This window comes from Metallibacterium sp., assembly GCF_054637675.1.
The window spans coordinates 21,798-38,241 of sequence record NZ_JBTSRB010000002.1 but is presented as its reverse complement, the minus strand read 5'-3'; the positions used below and the strand labels follow the sequence as shown (position 1 = coordinate 38,241).

The 16,444-nt window shown below is 66.7% G+C and carries 10 protein-coding genes; 6 read left to right on the top strand and 4 right to left on the bottom strand.

From position 1 onward, the window contains the following. Positions 1-5 precede the first annotated feature (5 nt). Entirely contained in the window at positions 6-1,808 is a 1,803-nt protein-coding gene (locus tag ACYDAT_RS00910; RefSeq protein WP_461448222.1) for a GspE/PulE family protein, read from the bottom strand. Positions 1,809-1,868: 60 nt separating this feature from the next. Between ACYDAT_RS00910 and glyQ the strand changes: the two genes are divergently transcribed. The 4 genes from glyQ (at position 1,869) to ACYDAT_RS00890 (ending at position 9,020) form a co-directional block, all read left to right on the top strand. Next, positions 1,869-2,786: a glycine--tRNA ligase subunit alpha gene (gene glyQ / locus ACYDAT_RS00905; RefSeq protein WP_461439637.1), complete on the top strand. Its 918-nt coding sequence runs from the start codon at positions 1,869-1,871 to the stop codon at positions 2,784-2,786. Positions 2,787-2,982: 196 nt separating this feature from the next. After that, positions 2,983-5,166 carry a glycine--tRNA ligase subunit beta gene (gene glyS, locus ACYDAT_RS00900; RefSeq protein WP_461448221.1) on the top strand — a complete coding sequence of 728 codons (2,184 nt, stop codon included), beginning with the start codon at positions 2,983-2,985 and terminating at the stop codon, positions 5,164-5,166. A gap of 62 nt (positions 5,167-5,228) precedes the next feature. Then, a complete protein-coding gene (locus ACYDAT_RS00895) occupies positions 5,229-5,981 on the top strand; it encodes an SDR family oxidoreductase (protein WP_461448220.1) in 753 nt (250 codons plus the stop codon). A gap of 270 nt (positions 5,982-6,251) precedes the next feature. After that, complete coding sequence (locus ACYDAT_RS00890; RefSeq protein WP_461448269.1) at positions 6,252-9,020, top strand: TonB-dependent receptor domain-containing protein; 2,769 nt, start codon at positions 6,252-6,254, stop codon at positions 9,018-9,020. Between the two features lie 150 nt (positions 9,021-9,170). On the opposite strand, the gene ACYDAT_RS00885 is transcribed toward ACYDAT_RS00890, so the two are convergent. Further along, positions 9,171-10,730: a tetratricopeptide repeat-containing sulfotransferase family protein gene (locus ACYDAT_RS00885; protein ID WP_461448219.1), complete on the bottom strand. Its 1,560-nt coding sequence runs from the start codon at positions 10,728-10,730 to the stop codon at positions 9,171-9,173. A gap of 95 nt (positions 10,731-10,825) precedes the next feature. Between ACYDAT_RS00885 and ACYDAT_RS00880 the strand changes: the two genes are divergently transcribed. After that, positions 10,826-11,569: a glutamine amidotransferase gene (locus ACYDAT_RS00880; RefSeq protein WP_461448218.1), complete on the top strand. Its 744-nt coding sequence runs from the start codon at positions 10,826-10,828 to the stop codon at positions 11,567-11,569. Positions 11,570-11,670: 101 nt separating this feature from the next. Then, positions 11,671-12,480 (top strand): BPSS1780 family membrane protein, encoded by an 810-nt coding sequence (locus ACYDAT_RS00875; protein WP_461448217.1) that lies wholly within the window; start codon positions 11,671-11,673, stop codon positions 12,478-12,480. A 6-nt stretch (positions 12,481-12,486) separates the two neighbouring features. On the opposite strand, the gene ACYDAT_RS00870 is transcribed toward ACYDAT_RS00875, so the two are convergent. Beyond that, positions 12,487-13,182: a rhomboid family intramembrane serine protease gene (locus ACYDAT_RS00870; protein WP_461448216.1), complete on the bottom strand. Its 696-nt coding sequence runs from the start codon at positions 13,180-13,182 to the stop codon at positions 12,487-12,489. Between the two features lie 101 nt (positions 13,183-13,283). Next, positions 13,284-16,337, bottom strand: a complete 3,054-nt coding sequence (locus ACYDAT_RS00865; RefSeq protein WP_461448215.1) for a WD40/YVTN/BNR-like repeat-containing protein — start codon at positions 16,335-16,337, stop codon at positions 13,284-13,286. Positions 16,338-16,444: the final 107 nt, after the last annotated feature.

The following is a 16,444-nucleotide window of genomic DNA, read 5'->3' as shown; positions in this document are numbered from 1 at the left end:
GCGCCTCACTCGGCCAGCGGCAGCACGGTGAGCACCTCGTCCAGCGCGGTGATGCCGCGCGCGACGGCGCTGGCGCCGGCCATGCGCAGCGGACGCATGCCTTCGCGTTCGGCCTGCTGGGTGAGCCGCGCGCAATCGAAACTGGCGCCCACCAGAGGACGCAGGCTGGGGCCAAGGCGCAGCATTTCGTACACCGCGATACGCCCGCGGTAGCCGGTGTGGCGGCATTCGATGCAGCCGACCGGCACGAACACGCGCGTCGGCAGCGCCATGCTGTGGCCGCGCGTGAGCGCCTGCCAGACATCGACATCCAGCGTATCCTCGCGCTTGCAGTGCGGGCACAGCGTGCGCAGCAGGCGTTGCGCGACCACGCCGGCCAGCGTGGACTGGATCAGGTAATGCGGCACGCCCAGATCGAGCAGGCGCGTGATCGCGCTGGGCGCGTCGTTGGTGTGCAAGGTCGACAGCACCAGATGTCCGGTGAGCGCGGCCTGCACCGCCATCTGCGCGGTTTCCAGGTCGCGGATCTCGCCGACCATGATGATGTCCGGGTCCTGGCGCAGCAGGGTGCGCACGCCGGCGGCGAAATCCAGATCGATGGCCGGCTGCACCTGCATCTGGTTGAGCTCGGCCGCGACCATCTCGATCGGGTCCTCGATGGTGCACACGTTCAACTCGGGCCGCGCCAATTGCTTGAGCGTGGAATACAGCGTGGTGGTCTTGCCCGAGCCGGTGGGGCCGGTGACTAGCACCACGCCGTGCGGGCGCTCGACCAGCGTGCGCCACAGTTGTTCCTCGTGCGGGTCGAAGCCCAGCTCGGCGTAGCTGCGCACCACGATGTCGGGATCGAAGATGCGCATCACCGCCTTCTCGCCGAAGGCGGTGGGCATCACCGAGATGCGCAGCTCCACCTCGCGGCCGCCGGCCGAGCGCGTCTTGATGCGTCCGTCCTGCGGGCGACGGCGCTCGGCCACGTCCATGCGCGCGAGGATCTTGATGCGCGCGGTCACCGCGTTCTGCACCGCCGGCGGCAGCTCGAACACGCCGTGCAGCACGCCATCGATGCGAAAGCGGATGCGGCCGCTGTCGCGGCGCGGCTCCAGGTGGATATCCGAGGCGCGTTGCTCGAAGGCGTACTGCAACAGCCAGTCGACGATGTTGACCACGTGGCGGTCGTCGGCGCCGATCTCGCCGCCCTTGCCCAGCTCGACCAGTTGCTCGAAGTTGAACAGCGTGGCGGGGCTGTTCTCGGCGCCATCGCGCGCCATCTGCACCGAGCGCTGCACGCCGTAGAACTGCGCCAGATAGCGGTTGATCTCGATCGGGTTGGCGACCACGCGCACGATGTCGCGGCGCAGCATCGGCGCCAGATCCTTGGCCCAGGCGGCCTCGAACGGCTCGGCGCTGGCGAAGTGCACGGCCTCGGGCGTGACCTTCACCGGCAGGATGCGGTGGCGCTGCGCGTAGGCCTGACTGACGATTTGCGTGACTTGCGCGACGTCGATCTTGGTCGGGTCGATCTTCAGATACGCCAGCCCGGCCTTGTCCGCCAGCCACTGCGTGAGTCGCTCCAGGCTCAGCGGGCGCACCGGCTCGCTGCGATCGAGCATCTCGGCGTTGGCGATCAGCACCAGCGGATGCACGTCGATGACATTGCGCACCGCGCGCTGCGGACGCGCCTTCTGGCGCAGCAGCTTGGCGTCCTCGGCGCTGATGCGACCGTCGACGATCAACGCCGCCAGCACCTCGTCCAGCTCCAGACGTCCGCGTCGTCCCAGCAACATCGGTGCGTTCGGTTGCGTGGCCATCAACACCTCGTGCAGTCGCTCCGTATACTAGCCCGCTTTGCGCGCGCCTCCGGAGCCGCCATGTCGGGCCTCAGTTTCCAGGATGTCATCCAGACCCTCAACCGCTACTGGGCGGAGCAGGGCTGCGTGCTGATCCAGCCGTTCGATACCGAGGTCGGCGCCGGCACGTTTCATCCGGCCACGTTCCTGCGCGCGCTGGGGCCGGAGCCCTGGGCGGCGGCCTATGTGCAGCCCTCGCGTCGGCCCGCCGACGGCCGCTATGGCGAGAACCCCAACCGCCTGCAGCACTACTACCAGTATCAAGTCGTGATGAAGCCCAACCCGGACGACATCCTCGAGCGCTACATCGGCTCGCTCAAGGCGCTGGGCATCGACCCGCTGGTGCATGATCTGCGCTTCGTCGAGGACAACTGGGAATCGCCCACGCTGGGCGCCTGGGGTCTGGGCTGGGAGGTGTGGCTCAACGGCATGGAAGTGACCCAGTTCACCTACTTCCAACAGGCCGGCGGCCTCGAATGCCGGCCTGTGCTGGGCGAGATCACCTACGGGCTGGAACGCCTGGGCATGTACCTGCAAAACGTGGACAACGTGTTCGATCTGGTGTGGACGGTGGCGCCGCATGGCACCGTGACCTATGGCGATGTGTTCCACCAGAACGAGGTCGAGCAGAGCGCCTACAACTTCGAGCACGCCGATGTGGACGAGCTGCGCCATCGCTTCGATGCCTGCGAGGCCGAGGCGAAAAATCTCATCGTGCTGGGCCTGCCGCTGCCGGCCTACGAGCAGGTGTGCAAGGCCAGCCACAGCTTTAATCTGCTGGATGCGCGTCGCGCGATCAGCGTGAGCGAGCGTCAGCGCACCATTTTGCGCGTGCGCGCGCTGGCGTGGCTTGTCGCGAATGAATATGTGGCACAGCGCGCAAGGCTTGGCTTTCCGGGGCTGCAGCGCGCGGCAGTTGGCAACGAGCACTCCGCATGAATACGCGCGCGGCGAACCGAACCCTCACCCCTGCCCCTCCCTTGGAGACTTCCGTTGGTCGTCTCCCGGTGGGGAATAATCCTGCGGCCCCGCTCCCACCGGGAGAGGGTGCCCCGCGGGGGCGGGTGAGGGTACACGCAGCGCGAGTGCGCATGCGCACGCCGCTGCGCACAGCTTTTACTGAGTGTTTGCGCCCATGAGTAACGCCCAACCCCTGCTGATCGAACTGGGCACCGAGGAACTGCCGATCGGCGCGGTGGATACGCTGGCGCGCGCACTGGCCGCGGCCGTGCACGCCGGGTTGTCGGCGCGTGGCTTCGCGCTGGGCGACGCGCGGCACTACTGCACGCCGCGGCGACTGGCGGTGCATCTGCCGGCGGTGGCCGCGCAGCAGGCCGATGGCGAATCGCGCGCGCTGGGGCCGGCGCTGGCCGCGGCGCTGGATGCCGAGGGCCTGCCCACGCCAGCGCTGCGCGGTTTCGCCGCCAAGCAGGGCGTGGATGTCGCGGCGCTGACGCGCGAGGTCACCGACAAGGGCGAACGCTTTGTGCACGTGACGCAACGCGTCGGCCAGCCGCTGGCGGTGTTGCTGCCGGAAATCCTCGCCGAAGCCATCAAGGCCTTGCCCATCGCCAAACCGATGCGCTGGGGCAATCACGCATGGAGCTTCGTGCGCCCGCTGCACTGGTTGGTGGTTCTGCATGGCGATCAGGTGATCGAGGCCGAGCTGTTCGGCATCCGCGGCACGCGGCATTCGCGCGGACACCGCTTCATGGCCGACAAACCGGTGTGGATCACCGACGCCGATGCCTACGCGGAGGCGCTGCGCGCGGCCAAGGTGATCGCCGATCCGGGCGCGCGCCGTGAACACATCCGCGGCGATGTGGCGCGCGTGGCGGCGCAGCTCGGCGGCATGCCGCAGATGGATGACGCGCTACTCGATCAGATCGCCAATCTCACCGAGTGGCCTGTAGCCATCGGCTGCAGTTTCGACGAAGCCTTCCTGGCGGTGCCGCAGGAAGTGCTGATCAGCACCATGGTCGCCAACCAGAAATTCGTGCCACTGCTCGATGGTCATGGCCACCTGCTGCCGCGCTTCATCGGCGTGGCCAATATCGAAAGTCGGGACGAGACGCAGATCCGCCACGGCTACGAGCGCGTGATTCGCCCGCGCTTCGCCGATGCGAAGTTTTTCTTCGACGAGGATTTGAAAACCCCGCTGGCTACGCATCAGAAAGCTCTGGCCGCGGTCGTGGACCAGCCCGCGCTGGGCAGCCTGTGGGACAAGAGCCTGCGTGTCGCCGAACTGGCGCGCGTCATCGCCAACCGCGTCGGCGCCGATGCCGCGCAGGCCGCGCAGGCCGCCAGTCTGGCCAAGTGCGATCTGCTCACGCGCATGGTCGGCGAGTTCCCCGAGCTGCAGGGCATCATGGGCCGCACCTACGCGCTGGCGCAGGATGAGTCGCCCGAGATCGCGCGCGCGCTGGACGAGGTGTACATGCCGCGCGGCGCAGGCGACGCCATCGCCAGCAGCACGCTGGGCCGCGTGCTGGCCGTGGCCGAGCGCGCCGACACGCTGGCCGGATTGTTCGCCATCGGCAGCAAACCCGGCGGCGCCAAGGATCCGTATGCCCTGCGCCGCGCCGCGCTGGGCCTGGCGCGCACGCTGATCGAGGGCGGCCTGCAACTGGATACGCGCGGCCTGCTGCTGGAGGCGCTGGATGCCATCCCCGAGGCGGCGCTGGCCGCGGGTCTGAAGGCGGCCAAGATTGCGACGGCGCTGGATGCTGGCGCGCGCCGCGCGGCGCTGGCCGAGGAGATCGAGCGCTTCATCGTCGAGCGCCTGCGCGGCTACTACGCCGAGCAGGGCATCGCCGCCGGTGTGTTCGAGGCGGTGCTGGCGGTGGCGCCATCCAGCCTGGTGGACTTCGACCGCCGGCTGCGCGCGCTGGCTGCCTTCACCCGGATACCGGAATGCGCCGCGCTGGTCGCGGCCAACAAGCGCGTTGGCAACATCCTGCGCAAGCAGACTGAACTCGGCGAGTCCCCAGCCGCAAACATTGACCAATCACTGATTCAGGTGCCTTCCGAGAAAACCATGGTGCTCGCGCTGCAAATCGCTCGCGACAGAATCGACCAAGCCGTCCGCAGACACGACTATGGTGAAGCTCTTGCGATTCCGGCCCGTGTGGATCTGTTCCAGTTGGTTCCGGCGTTTTTCGCGCCGTTTGATCCGTCGAGTCTGCTCGCAGCCATCGACGACTATTTCGAGCGGGTGATGATAGTCGTCGAAGATCCTGCAATCCGCCGGAACCGTTTGGCAATTCTTGCCGAGTTCCAGCGTGTCTTCGCTACCGTTGCCGACTTTTCGCGGCTGTAGCACACGCCGGACTTCCGCTGTCGCGCCATACTCTCGGCGCATAGCCCAGTGCAGGGATGTCCATGGATACTCCGCCACGAGCCCTGATCACCGGCGCCACGCGCCGCGTCGGCGCCGAGATCGCGCGCCAGTTGCATACCGACCACGAATTGCTGTTGCATGCGCGGCGTTCGCACGCCGACGCCGAGGCGCTGGCCGCGCAGTTCAACACGACACGCGCACACAGCGCGCAGATCCTCACCGGTGAACTGGGCGATGAGTCCGCGCGCGCGCGACTGGCCGATGCGCTGGGCACGGGGCCGCTGGATCTGCTGGTGTGCAACGCCTCGCGCTATGCGCGCAGTGACCTCGCCGCCGCGCCGGAGCTGCGCAATGCCGAGCTACGCGCATTCCTCGAGGTAAACCTCGTCGCCAGCTGGGACCTGGCCCTGCGTCTGCGACCGTTGCTGGCCGCGGCGGTGAATGCACGCGGCGATGCCGCCGTCGTGGTGATCCTGGATGTGTACGCGCAGCACCCGCTGCCCGGCTACGAGGCCTACAGCATCAGCCGCGCCGCCGGTGCCATGCTGGTGCAGGCGCTGGCGCGCGCGTTCGGCAGCGAGGGTATCCGCGTCAATGCCGTGGCGCCGGGCACGGTGCTGTGGGCCGAGGATCCGCAGCGCGGCGAAACCGATGCCCTGCTCGCACGCGGCACCGCGCTGGGTCATATCGGCAGCCCCGCCGATGTCGCGCAAGCCGTGCGCTATCTGGCCAGCGCGCGCTATGTCACCGGCAGCGTGCTGCCGGTCGATGGTGGGCGCAGCACGCATCTTTGATGCGCTCCATCAGCGCGCGATGAACACGACGGCCTACGCGCATCCATGTAACCCGTAAACAAGGCCATTACCAAAGGGCCTTGACAGTACTATTCCGGTGACTTTACGGTTACGTAATGTTCGTGTGATACGAGCTTGCTTCGCAGCCAGAGGGGAGCCGCGTTGCGAATGGGGGTGGCGGCGGCGCCGTTGCCAAAACTGTATTCGAAGGGGATCACCATGAAGCACAAGTTCCTCGTGGCGGCCATCGCCACCGCTTTGTTCATGCCGATGGGTTCGGCGCTGGCGCAGGATCAGGACGCGCAGAAGCAGGACCGGGAAATCGAGAGCGCGCGCAAGGAAGGCAAGCAGCTCGACAAGGTTGTCGTCACCGGCTCGCTGATCCCGCAGGCACAGATCGAAACCGCCTCGCCGGTGATCACCATCACCGCGGCGCAGATGCAGCGCGAAGGTTTCAGCAACGTCTACGACGCCCTGCGCGCGCAGCCACTGGCCACCGGCGCGGTGCAGGACAGTCAGTTCTCGGCCGGATTTACGCCCGGCGCCAAGACCATCAGCCTGCTGGGACTGTCGCCGGGGTTCACGTTGTTCCTGATCAACGGCAGGCCGATGGCGGACTACCCGCTGCTGTACAACGGCCAGTCCAACTTCGTTGATCTGTCCACGGTGCCGATGGCGATGGTCGATCACATCGACATCCTGCCCGGCAACCAGTCCTCGATCTACGGTTCCTCGGCCATCGCCGGCGTGGTCAACATCGTGCTCAAGCAACACGTCGAGGGCGTCACGCTGGACTATCGCGCCGGCGGCACCTCGGATGGCGGCGGTAGCAACCAGCGCCTGCAGTTGGTCGGTGGCTACAACACCGACAAGCTCAACATGGTGTATGGCCTGCAGATCAGCGACACCCAGCCGATCTGGGGCTTCCAGCGGCCGATCTCGAGTAGCACCAACAGCAATCCCAACCCCAACGCGCGCTATTCACCACGCAACTATCTGGTGTTGCGCTACGGAGCGCATCCACCGTATGTGGATCCGGTGAGCCTGGCCGGGGCCAACCCCTGCGCACCCATCGCCAATCAGTTCGGCGGCACCATGAGCTACCAGTACCGGAAAGGCGCCGGTTACTACTGCGGCAGCAAGGAGAGTGTCGGCTACGCCACCTTGCAAAATCCGAGCACGTCCTACAGCGGCTACTTGAACGCCGATTACCGCATCAACGATACGACGCAAGTCTACGGCACCCTGTTGTATTCCTTCGTCAAGAGCAAGACTTACGCCGGACCGAGCTACACCTGGTGGGGCGCCAACACCGGCAACTATTTCGTCAACGCCAATACCGGCAGCTTTGATCTCGTGCAGCAGACCTTCGCGCCCGAGGAAATGGGCGGGCTGGATGTCAGCGCGGAGCGTTTGTGGTCGCGGGCCTACAGCTTTAGCGGAGGTGTGCGCGGCACCGTGGGCCAGTCCGACTGGGCCTACGACGCCTATTTCGCGCGCTCGCAGTACAACCTTTCCAGCCAGCAACGCCGCACCCTGGGCGCCAAGGTCGATGCCTTTTTCGAGAGCCAATTCCTCGGCCCGAACCTTGGCACGTACTATGGCTATCCGGTGTATGCACCTGACTACAGCAAGTTCTACCAGGGCGTCACGCCGGCGCAGTACCAGAGCTTCACCGGGGTGATCAATACCCAATCCGAAACCTACACCCAGAACCTCAATCTGCAGGTGACCAACACCAACCTGTTCGATCTGCCGGCGGGGCCGGTGGGCGTGGCGGGCGTGCTGCAGGCAGGCAATTCATCGTGGAGCCTGCCAGCCGATCCACGTTTGGTGGCTGGTGACTTCTGGGGCATCACGGGCTCCTCGGGTGCGGGCAAGCGCGACAACTACGCCGCCGCGCTGGAGTTCAAGGTGCCGATCTTCAGCATGCTCACCGCCGACCTGTCCGGCCGCTACGATCATTACAAGAATATCAATGGCGGCGCGGACAGCAAGGCCACCTACAAGGTGGGCCTCGAGTTCCGGCCGATCGAATCGTTGCTGTTCCGCGGCAACTTCGCCACGGCGTTCCGCGCGCCAGATCTCGGCTACGCATTCATCGGCCCCAGCGGCTTTTACAGCACCACCACCGACTACTATCGCTGCGCGGTGCTCGAACCAGGTGTCCCGATCGACCAGTGCACCTATACGGGCGTGCAGTACAAAGGCACGCAGTTGGGCAATCCGGACCTCAAGTCGATCACCGCCAAGTCCTATGGTTTTGGCGTGGTGTGGTCGCCAACCAGCAAGCTCGATTTCAAAGCTGATTACTACAACATCAAGATCGACAATGAAGTCAGTTACCAGAGCGTGGACCAGTTGATGAAAGACGACTCGGCCTGCCTGCTGGGCCAGCTTGATATCAACTCGCCCACCTGCCAGGCGGCTATTTCGCAGGTGCAGCGCGCGCCGGCGACCGGTCCGTTGCCGTACAACCTGCTGGGCATCACGGTGAAGCCGATCAATGTCTCCAAGGAGATGGTCGCCGGCATCGTGGCCTCGGCCAATTACCGCTGGGACGCGGGGCGCTGGGGTGATTTCGGCCTGGGGGCGCAATACAACGTGACGCTCAAGCACACCTACCAGCAGTATGCGGGCGACCCGGATATCGATCTGCTGCGCAACCCCTATTACTCCAGCGAGTACAAGTCGATCTTCAGCAGCAATCTGACCTGGGATATCGGCAACTGGACCAGCACGCTCTACGGCATCCGTTATGGGGCAACGCCCAACTACACCGCCCAGGTCAACACCACGGGGTACGCGGCCAAGGGTGCCGGCACGGTCGCACCGTGGATTCTTTACAACGGCAGCATTGAGTACCGCATCGGCGAGAACGCACGCGTCGGGTTCATCGTCAACAACATCCGCAACTCGATGCCACCGCGCGACAACACATGGATCGGCTGGCCTTACTACAACGTGTTCAACTACAACGCGTTCGGCCGGGCCTACTGGCTGGAGTTCAACGTGCGCTTCGGCGCCGGCAAGAAGTAATTCCAAGCAACATCGCGATCGTATACAGCCGGCCCGTGGGGGCCGGCTTTTTTGGTGCGCTATGCCAGCGCTCGGCAATGACGAATTCTGAAGGCGCTGGGTCATCACGCGGCAGCCGAGTCGGCGCCGTACTTCGAGGTCGCACCCGCGTTACAGCAGATCAGCCAGCGCCGCACGCAGCGGCGCGAGCTGCGATTCATAGCGGCGCCATGCATCCACACCGCGGCGGTGGATGGGCTCGCGCACTTGCGCGCTGCTGAGCGTGGACACCGGCGCGTTGGCGCCGGTGGACTCGGTGCAGGCGGCATCGAAGGGCAGGCCGCAATGCGCCAGCACGCGACGCATCACGGCCTCGGTGTCGTTGACCAGCACGGCGTAATCGACATCAAGAATCACCCCCGGCATGGCGGCGTGCCAGTGCGCCATCAGCGCGCGATAGCGATGGTAGTGCGCGGCCATGTCATCGAGGCTGTAACTGTAGTTGTGCGCATCGCCGAACAGCGCGCGGTAGTTGGAGAAACACACGTCCAGCGGCGCGCGCACCAAGTGCAGGATCGGCGCGCGCGGCAGCGCCTTGTGGATCAGCCCGGCCAGCATGTAGTTGGACGGCAGCTTGTCGACGTAACGCGGCTGCGCGCCAGCGTGCCACTGCGTTTGCGCGAGATAGCGCTGGCCCAGTTGCGCGTAGTCGATGACATCGAGCCGATCCAGCACGCGCTCGTCCAGCAGACTGACGCCGTGCACATCGGCGCACCAGCGCAACTGGCGCGGAAAATCCGGCAGCTCGCCAGGCACGGCGATGGCTGTGTGCTTGCCCAGCAAGCGCTCCAGCAACGTGGTGCCTGAGCGCGGCAGGCCGAGCACGAAAATCGGTTGCGGCGTAGTGTCGTTGTCGCTGGCCAGCTCGGCAAGAAATGCCGGTGTGCAGTGCTGCTGCAGGCGCGCGAACAGGCGCTGTTCCAGCGTGGCATCGTGCGGATTGCGCGCGGCCATGATGGCGTTGCCGCGCAGCAGCGCCGACCATGCCTCGTCGAAGCGCCCGAGGTCTTCCAGCTCCTTGTAGCGCGCGAACTCGAACGCGGCGTGATCCTCGCTGCCCGGCTCGACGCGCGACAATTGCCGCGCGATGTAATCGAGATGGTGGTGTTGCGCGCTCTGCCGGTGCAGACGCGCCAGCGTGAGCGAGGCGCGGCCGTGCGTGGGGCCTAGTCGCAGGCAATCCTCGATTTCGCGCTCGGCCTCGTGCAGGCGACCGTTGAACTGCAATTGCAGCGCGCGGAAGTAGCGAAACTCGGGATTGTCGAAGCCCAGCGCCCTGGCGCGATCCATCAGCGCCAGCGCTGAAGCGTGCTCGCCCAGCATCTGCCACACGTGCGCCAGACGCGCCAGCGCTGCGCCGTCGCGCGTTCTGGCGATGGCCGGATGCTGCATGCATTGCCGCGTGGCCACGGTTTCGCCGACGCGAAACAGGCACATGGCCACGGTGGCGACCATCTCCGCATCGTCCGGCAGCGCCTGCGCCGCTGCGACCGCCTCGGCGCAACCCTGCCGCAACTGGCCCCGCCCCAGCGCCACGCTGGACAGCAGCATGCGTGCCTGCGCGTTGCGCGGTTCGCGTTCGAGCAGCGCCTGCAGATTGCTGGCCGCAGCGTCGAGATGACCATCGGCGATGTGTTGCTGGGCGCGCAGCCACAGACGTTGGGTATGCATGAAGGTGCCGGAGTCAGGCCAGGTTGGGATTGTGCCGGAAGCGCTGGCTACAATGCGCCGCATTGCCCGCGGCAGCCGTGGGTGAAGGATCTTGCATGCGCCCACTGATGATCGTGTCGACTGGCACGCCGCCGCCTGAAATTCGCGCGCGCCACGGCGACTACGCCGACTGGTTTCTGCACGCCCTGCGCTGGCCGCGTGCGCAAGCGCGGGTGGTGCAGGTCGATCGTGATGAGCCATTGCCAGCGCCACGCGATATCGCCGGCGCGGTGATCACCGGCTCGGCGGCCATGGTCAGCGCACGCAGCGACTGGAGCGAGCGCACCGCAGGCTGGCTGCGTGCGGCCGTGGACGCGGACCTGCCGCTGTTCGGCGTGTGTTATGGCCATCACCTGCTGGCGCACGCGCTGGGCGGGCGCGTGGACTACCACCCCCAGGGCCGCGAGATCGGCACGCAAACGATCGAACTGCTGGCGGCGGACGCCGCGCTGCGCGCGCTGGCGCCCCTGCCCGCGCATTTCCCCGCGCACACCACGCACCGGCAATCGGTGCTGGAGGCACCGCGCACCGCGCGCGTACTGGCGCGCTCGGCGCACGATGCGCACCACATCCTGGCCTACGGCGCACGTGCGTTCAGCACGCAATTCCATCCCGAGTTCAGCACCGCGGTGATGCGCGCGTTGATCATGCGCCGTGCCGCGGATTTGCGCGCCGAGGGTTACGACCTCGATGCGTTGCTGCATGAGGTGCGCCCCACACCGTGGGCGCGACGCCTGCTGCGCGGCTTCGGACGCTTGTGCCGCACCGAGATTGCGGCCATGGCGCGCCAGGCCGCTTGACGACCTGCGTACATCGACCCGGCTCCAGCGCGCGGACGCGCCGGGGGCCGGTGCTAGCATCCCTCCGCCGCAGCGAGCGGCATCATCGAGTGTGTCTGCACATGCGCAAAGTTACCGCCTCGCAAGGCATCCAGTGGATCGCCACGGCGCTGCGCCTGTTCGGCCGTCACTTCACGGTGTTTTTCATGCTGGGCCTGCTGCTGGTGCTGATCTCGCAGATCCCCTACCTGGGCACCATCGTGATCCTGCTGCTGGGTCCCGCGCTGCTGGCCGGCATCGTCTATGCCGCGGCGCAGGCGGCGCAAGGCACGCGCCCCGGCCCTGGCATGCTGTTCAAGGGCTTCGATGGCAGCCATCGCCTGCCCAGCCTGGTGGCGTTGTGCCTGCCACAATTCGGCTTGTTGTTTCTGGTCGCAATCGCATTTTCCAGCATCGTGCTGGGCACGCACGGTGATAACCCGGCCAAACTGCAGGCGCTGCAATCCGATCCGACCGCCATGCTTGCGCTGCTGCGCGCGCACGCACTGCCGCTGCTGGTGATCGTGCTCGCCGGCGCACTGTTGAATACCGCCCTGACATTTTTCGCGGTGCCGCAAGTGATCCTGCGCCAGCAAGGCGGTTTTGCCGCCATGGGCCAGAGCCTGCGCGCGGTGTGGCACAACCTCGGCGCCCTCGCGCTGATGCTGCTGGGGCTGATCGCGCTGGCGCTGGCGATCAGCGTGTTGCTGACCGCGCTGGTCGCCGCAGGTGCCGCGCTGGGCGGCTGGTGGCGCCTGGCGTTGCTGGTGTTGTTCATGGCGCTCAGCTACAGCTACTTCGCTGTGCTCATGTACGTGGCCTGGCGCGATGTGTTCGCGGAGGCCACGCCGCCACCGCCCAGCGCCACCGGCATGGTGCACGCCGAGATGTAACCGATTTCAGCGCAAACTGCGCCGCAGGCGCGCGCGCGCCTGCGGGCGCAGCGCCAGCCCGGCCAGCAGGCCGCAGGCGAAGCCGGCCAGATGCGCCCACCAGGCGATGGCGCCGAAGCTGGGTCCGAGACGGCTGAACACGACTTGCAGCAGCACCCACAATCCGATCAGCAGCGCCGCGGGCACGCGCAGAAATTCCAGGTACGCGCCCAGCGGCAGCACCACGCCCAGATGCGCGCGCGGAAACAGCACGAGGTAAGCGCCGACGATCGTGGACACCGCGCCGCTGGCGCCGATGATCGGCATCACCGCCTGCGGCAGGCTGAGCGCGCCGGCGAAGTTGGCCAGCATGCCGCCGATCAGGAACAGCAGCAGCAGGCGCAGCGAGCCGATGGCGCGCTCCACCGGCAAGCCGAAAATCAGCAGAAACGCCATGTTGCCGACCAGATGCGGCACATCGGCGTGCATGAACAGCGCGGTCAACAAATGCAGCGCGGCATTGCCCTGCACCCGCCACCACGGACCCGGTGGCGGCTGCAGCAGGGTTCGCGGAATACTGCCCCAATCCAGCAGCAGCGCCAGCCGCTGCCCGGGCGCTTGCAGGGTCAGCGCCGCGTACACCAGCACGCAGATCAGCGTCAACAGCAGCGTGGCCCAGCGCGGCCCCAGCCGTCGGTGCCGCGATTCGAGGCGGATCAGCATGACGCGCGTGGCTCCTGATCAGTCTGCAAAACCGGGCCTCGAGTGGCAGTATGCATGTGAGCGCGCACATCCATGTGCCGGACGAATTTGCCAAGCCTGTGTCACTGGCCAGCCCCCGCGGCTTCGCGCTGATGCTCCGCTGCCGCGGCGGCATCCACGCCGGAATCGCCATGGCCGGGCGCGCGCCGCGTCCAGAAATCACGCGTGCGCGGCGTCCACGGTGGGGTTACACGCGGCTTGAACGGCGGCGGCGGTTTCACCTCGAACGCCGAGGTGCTGAGCGCATCGCCCAGTTGCACGCGCAGCGTGTACTTGCCGGGCATCAGGCGCAGTGGTTGACCGAGTTCGAGCGCCTGGCGCACGGGCATGGCCGACCAGTTGGCCGTGGCCGGGGCGAGGTGTTCGCGCGCCAGCCGCGCATTTTCCGCCGCCAGCGCGAGCTTGCCGTCCATCAACAGATTCCACCGCCACAGGTTCATGCCGTGCACGGCCGGCGCGCTCCAGTGCTGGATCGGCAATCCGGCATCGTCGAGCACGGTGAACGTGGCGCTGCCGGCGCTGCGCGCCCAGAAGCTGCCGCTCAGTTGTGGTTCGTCGCGACGCTCGTCGAACCACGGCGAGCCGCGCCGCCACCAGTCGCGCCCGGCCTTGATGTCGGCGACCGCGAACAGGTGCAGCGGCTGCGCCATCAGGCTCGCGGTGAGATCCTCGATCGGCAGCACGTCGAGCGTCCACACGCTGCGCCCGTGGGTACCAGCGATGAGCACGCGATCGCGCGGCTGGATGGCCAGATCGTGCACCGGCACCGTGGGCAGGTTGGCCTGCAGCGATTGCCAGTGCGCGCCGCGATCCAGTGACACGTATACGCCGCGATCGGTGCCCACGTACAGCACATCGGCGTTGTGCGGATCTTCGCGCACCACGTGGATCGCCTCGGCGGGCAGGCCGCGCGCGATATCGGTCCAGCGCGCGCCGTCATCGTCGGTGCGATACAGGTAGGCCTTGCTGTCGTCGTCGCGGTAGCCGTTGAGCGCCACGTAGGCGCGCCGCACGTCGAAGTGCGAAGGCTCCACGCGGCTGACCCAGCGCCGGGGCAATTGCGCATCGACCTCGCGCCAGTGCACGCCGCCGTCGTTGCTGGTCCACACCTTACCGGTATCGGTGCCCACCCACAGCACACCGAAGCGCAATGGGGACTCGGCCAGCGTGGTGATGGTGCCGTAGGGGACGTTGCCGTGTTTTGTCGTGGGCGCGAGATCCGGCCCCAGCGCCTGCCAGTGTGTGCCGCGATCCAACGAGCGATACAGAAAGTTGGCGCCGAAATACAGCACATCCGGCTGCTGTGGTGACAGCTCGATCGGCGTGGTCCAGTTGAAGCGCAGCGGCGGCGCATCCAGCGGCGCGCGCGGGCGCACCTCGTGCACGCCGTGCGGCCCGCTGCGCTGGTACCAGCCGAACTGGTAGCCGGAATACACCACGCCGTTGTCGCGCGGATCGGGCTGTACATCCATGCCATCGCCGCCGTTGATGGCTTTCCAGCCGTCGCCGTCGGGATTGTTTGGATCGGCCGTGGACGGACCCATCATCACGCCATTGTCCTGCAGGCCACCGTAGACGTTGAACGGTTTGGCGAAGTCATAGCTGACCGAATAAAACTGTCCCACGGCCTGCGCGTTGAGCGCCTGCCAGTGCCTGCCGCCGTCGTACGTGATGTAGGGACCGCCGTCGGTGGCCGCCAGCATGCGCCGCGGAAACGCCGGGTCGATCAGCAGGTCGTGGTAGTCCACGTGCATGTTCGGCGCGTTGAGCCCGGCCCAGGTCTTGCCGCCATCGTCGGAGACGATCATCGGCATGCCCTGCACATACACACGCTGCGCATCATCGGGCGCGACGCGGACCTGGCCGAAGTAGTAACCGTAGGTGTAATACACCTCGCGCAGCGGCTTTTCGTTGGTGCGTGCCCAGTGCGCGCCGGCATCGTTGGAACGGTACACCTCCAGGCCGATGTGGTCCGTATCGAACAGGTCGGCTTCGGCCTCTTTCAGCCGCGCGCGCAGTTGCTCCATGCTGAGCTTGCCGGCGCGGATCATGGCGCTGAGTTTTTCGGCAGTCAGATCGGTGGGCAGATCGTTGGCGCGGATGAAGGCCTCGATGGCATCCGGCGACTGGCGCAGGAACTCGGCCTTGCTCATGCTGGCGAGGCGCGCCGGGGACAGCGGCGCGTCACCCAGCGCGCGCTGATCTGGCGGCAGCGTACCCCAGTCATCCACGCTGGCGTAAACGATGTCCGGGTTGCTGGCGGCGATGGCGATGCCGATGCGACCAACCTCGCTACCCGTGGGGAAGCCCCGCGTCAGTTGCGTCCAATGATCGCCGCCGTCGCTGCTTTTCCACAGGCCCGAGCCGGGGCCGTTGCCGCGAAAATTCCAGGTGCTGCGCTGGCGGTCCCACAGCGCGGCGTAGAGCACGTCGGGATCGCGCGGGTCCATGGCCAGATCGATGGCCCCGGTCCACGGCGTGCTGCCGGCCAGCACGCGTTGCCAGGTCTTGCCGCCATCGCGCGTGCGGTACACGCCGCGCTCGCCGCCCGTGGAATAGAGCTTGCCCAGCGCGGCCACGTACACCGTGTCGCTGTCCTTGGGATCGATCACGATGCGCGCGATGCGGTCGGAGCTGGCCAGCCCCGCGGCGCGAAAGGTCTTGCCGCCATCGTCGGAGCGAAACACGCCCATGCCGCCGAACGACGAGCGCGAGGAGTTGGCCTCGCCGGTGCCTATCCACAAGGTTTGCGGATGCTCGTGATCGACCGCGATCGCGCCGATCACTTCGGTCGGCAAGCCGGCGCCGATGGGCGTGAAGTGTTGGCCATTGTCGGTGGTTTTCCACACCCCGCCGGTGGCATACGCCACGTAGAACGTATACGGCTGACCAGGCATGCCGGCCAGCGCCACCACGCGCCCACCCTGCGCCACCGGGCCGATGCTGTTCCAGTGCATGGCGCGGAACAGCGAGTCCTGCGCCATGTGTTCGTGCTGCTGCCAGGCGGCTTCGCGCTGCACGGTATCCGGCGGCGACGCACCCGCCTGGCGCGCCAGCGCTGGCGCCGTGACCAAACCCAAGGCTGCGAGCAAAAATACTGCGGATGCGCTGTGCATGAGATTCCCCCGATGGACCCGTGCATCAGCCTAGCAGCGCCGCGACGTCGCAAGGTTTGCGATCGGCAAAAGCCTAAACTGCGCACTGGCGGCGGCAGTGAGCGCGG

Excerpts from the sequence above, each read along its gene's own strand:
- ACYDAT_RS00910 (WP_461448222.1), bottom strand. The coding sequence starts at position 1,808 with ATGGCCACGCAACCGAACGCACCGATGTTGCTGGGACGACGCGGACGT.
- glyQ (WP_461439637.1), top strand. The coding sequence starts at position 1,869 with ATGTCGGGCCTCAGTTTCCAGGATGTCATCCAGACCCTCAACCGCTAC.
- glyS (WP_461448221.1), top strand. The coding sequence starts at position 2,983 with ATGAGTAACGCCCAACCCCTGCTGATCGAACTGGGCACCGAGGAACTG.
- ACYDAT_RS00895 (WP_461448220.1), top strand. The coding sequence starts at position 5,229 with ATGGATACTCCGCCACGAGCCCTGATCACCGGCGCCACGCGCCGCGTC.
- ACYDAT_RS00890 (WP_461448269.1), top strand. The coding sequence starts at position 6,252 with ATGGGTTCGGCGCTGGCGCAGGATCAGGACGCGCAGAAGCAGGACCGG.
- ACYDAT_RS00885 (WP_461448219.1), bottom strand. The coding sequence starts at position 10,730 with ATGCATACCCAACGTCTGTGGCTGCGCGCCCAGCAACACATCGCCGAT.
- ACYDAT_RS00880 (WP_461448218.1), top strand. The coding sequence starts at position 10,826 with ATGCGCCCACTGATGATCGTGTCGACTGGCACGCCGCCGCCTGAAATT.
- ACYDAT_RS00875 (WP_461448217.1), top strand. The coding sequence starts at position 11,671 with ATGCGCAAAGTTACCGCCTCGCAAGGCATCCAGTGGATCGCCACGGCG.
- ACYDAT_RS00870 (WP_461448216.1), bottom strand. The coding sequence starts at position 13,182 with ATGCTGATCCGCCTCGAATCGCGGCACCGACGGCTGGGGCCGCGCTGG.
- ACYDAT_RS00865 (WP_461448215.1), bottom strand. The coding sequence starts at position 16,337 with ATGCACAGCGCATCCGCAGTATTTTTGCTCGCAGCCTTGGGTTTGGTC.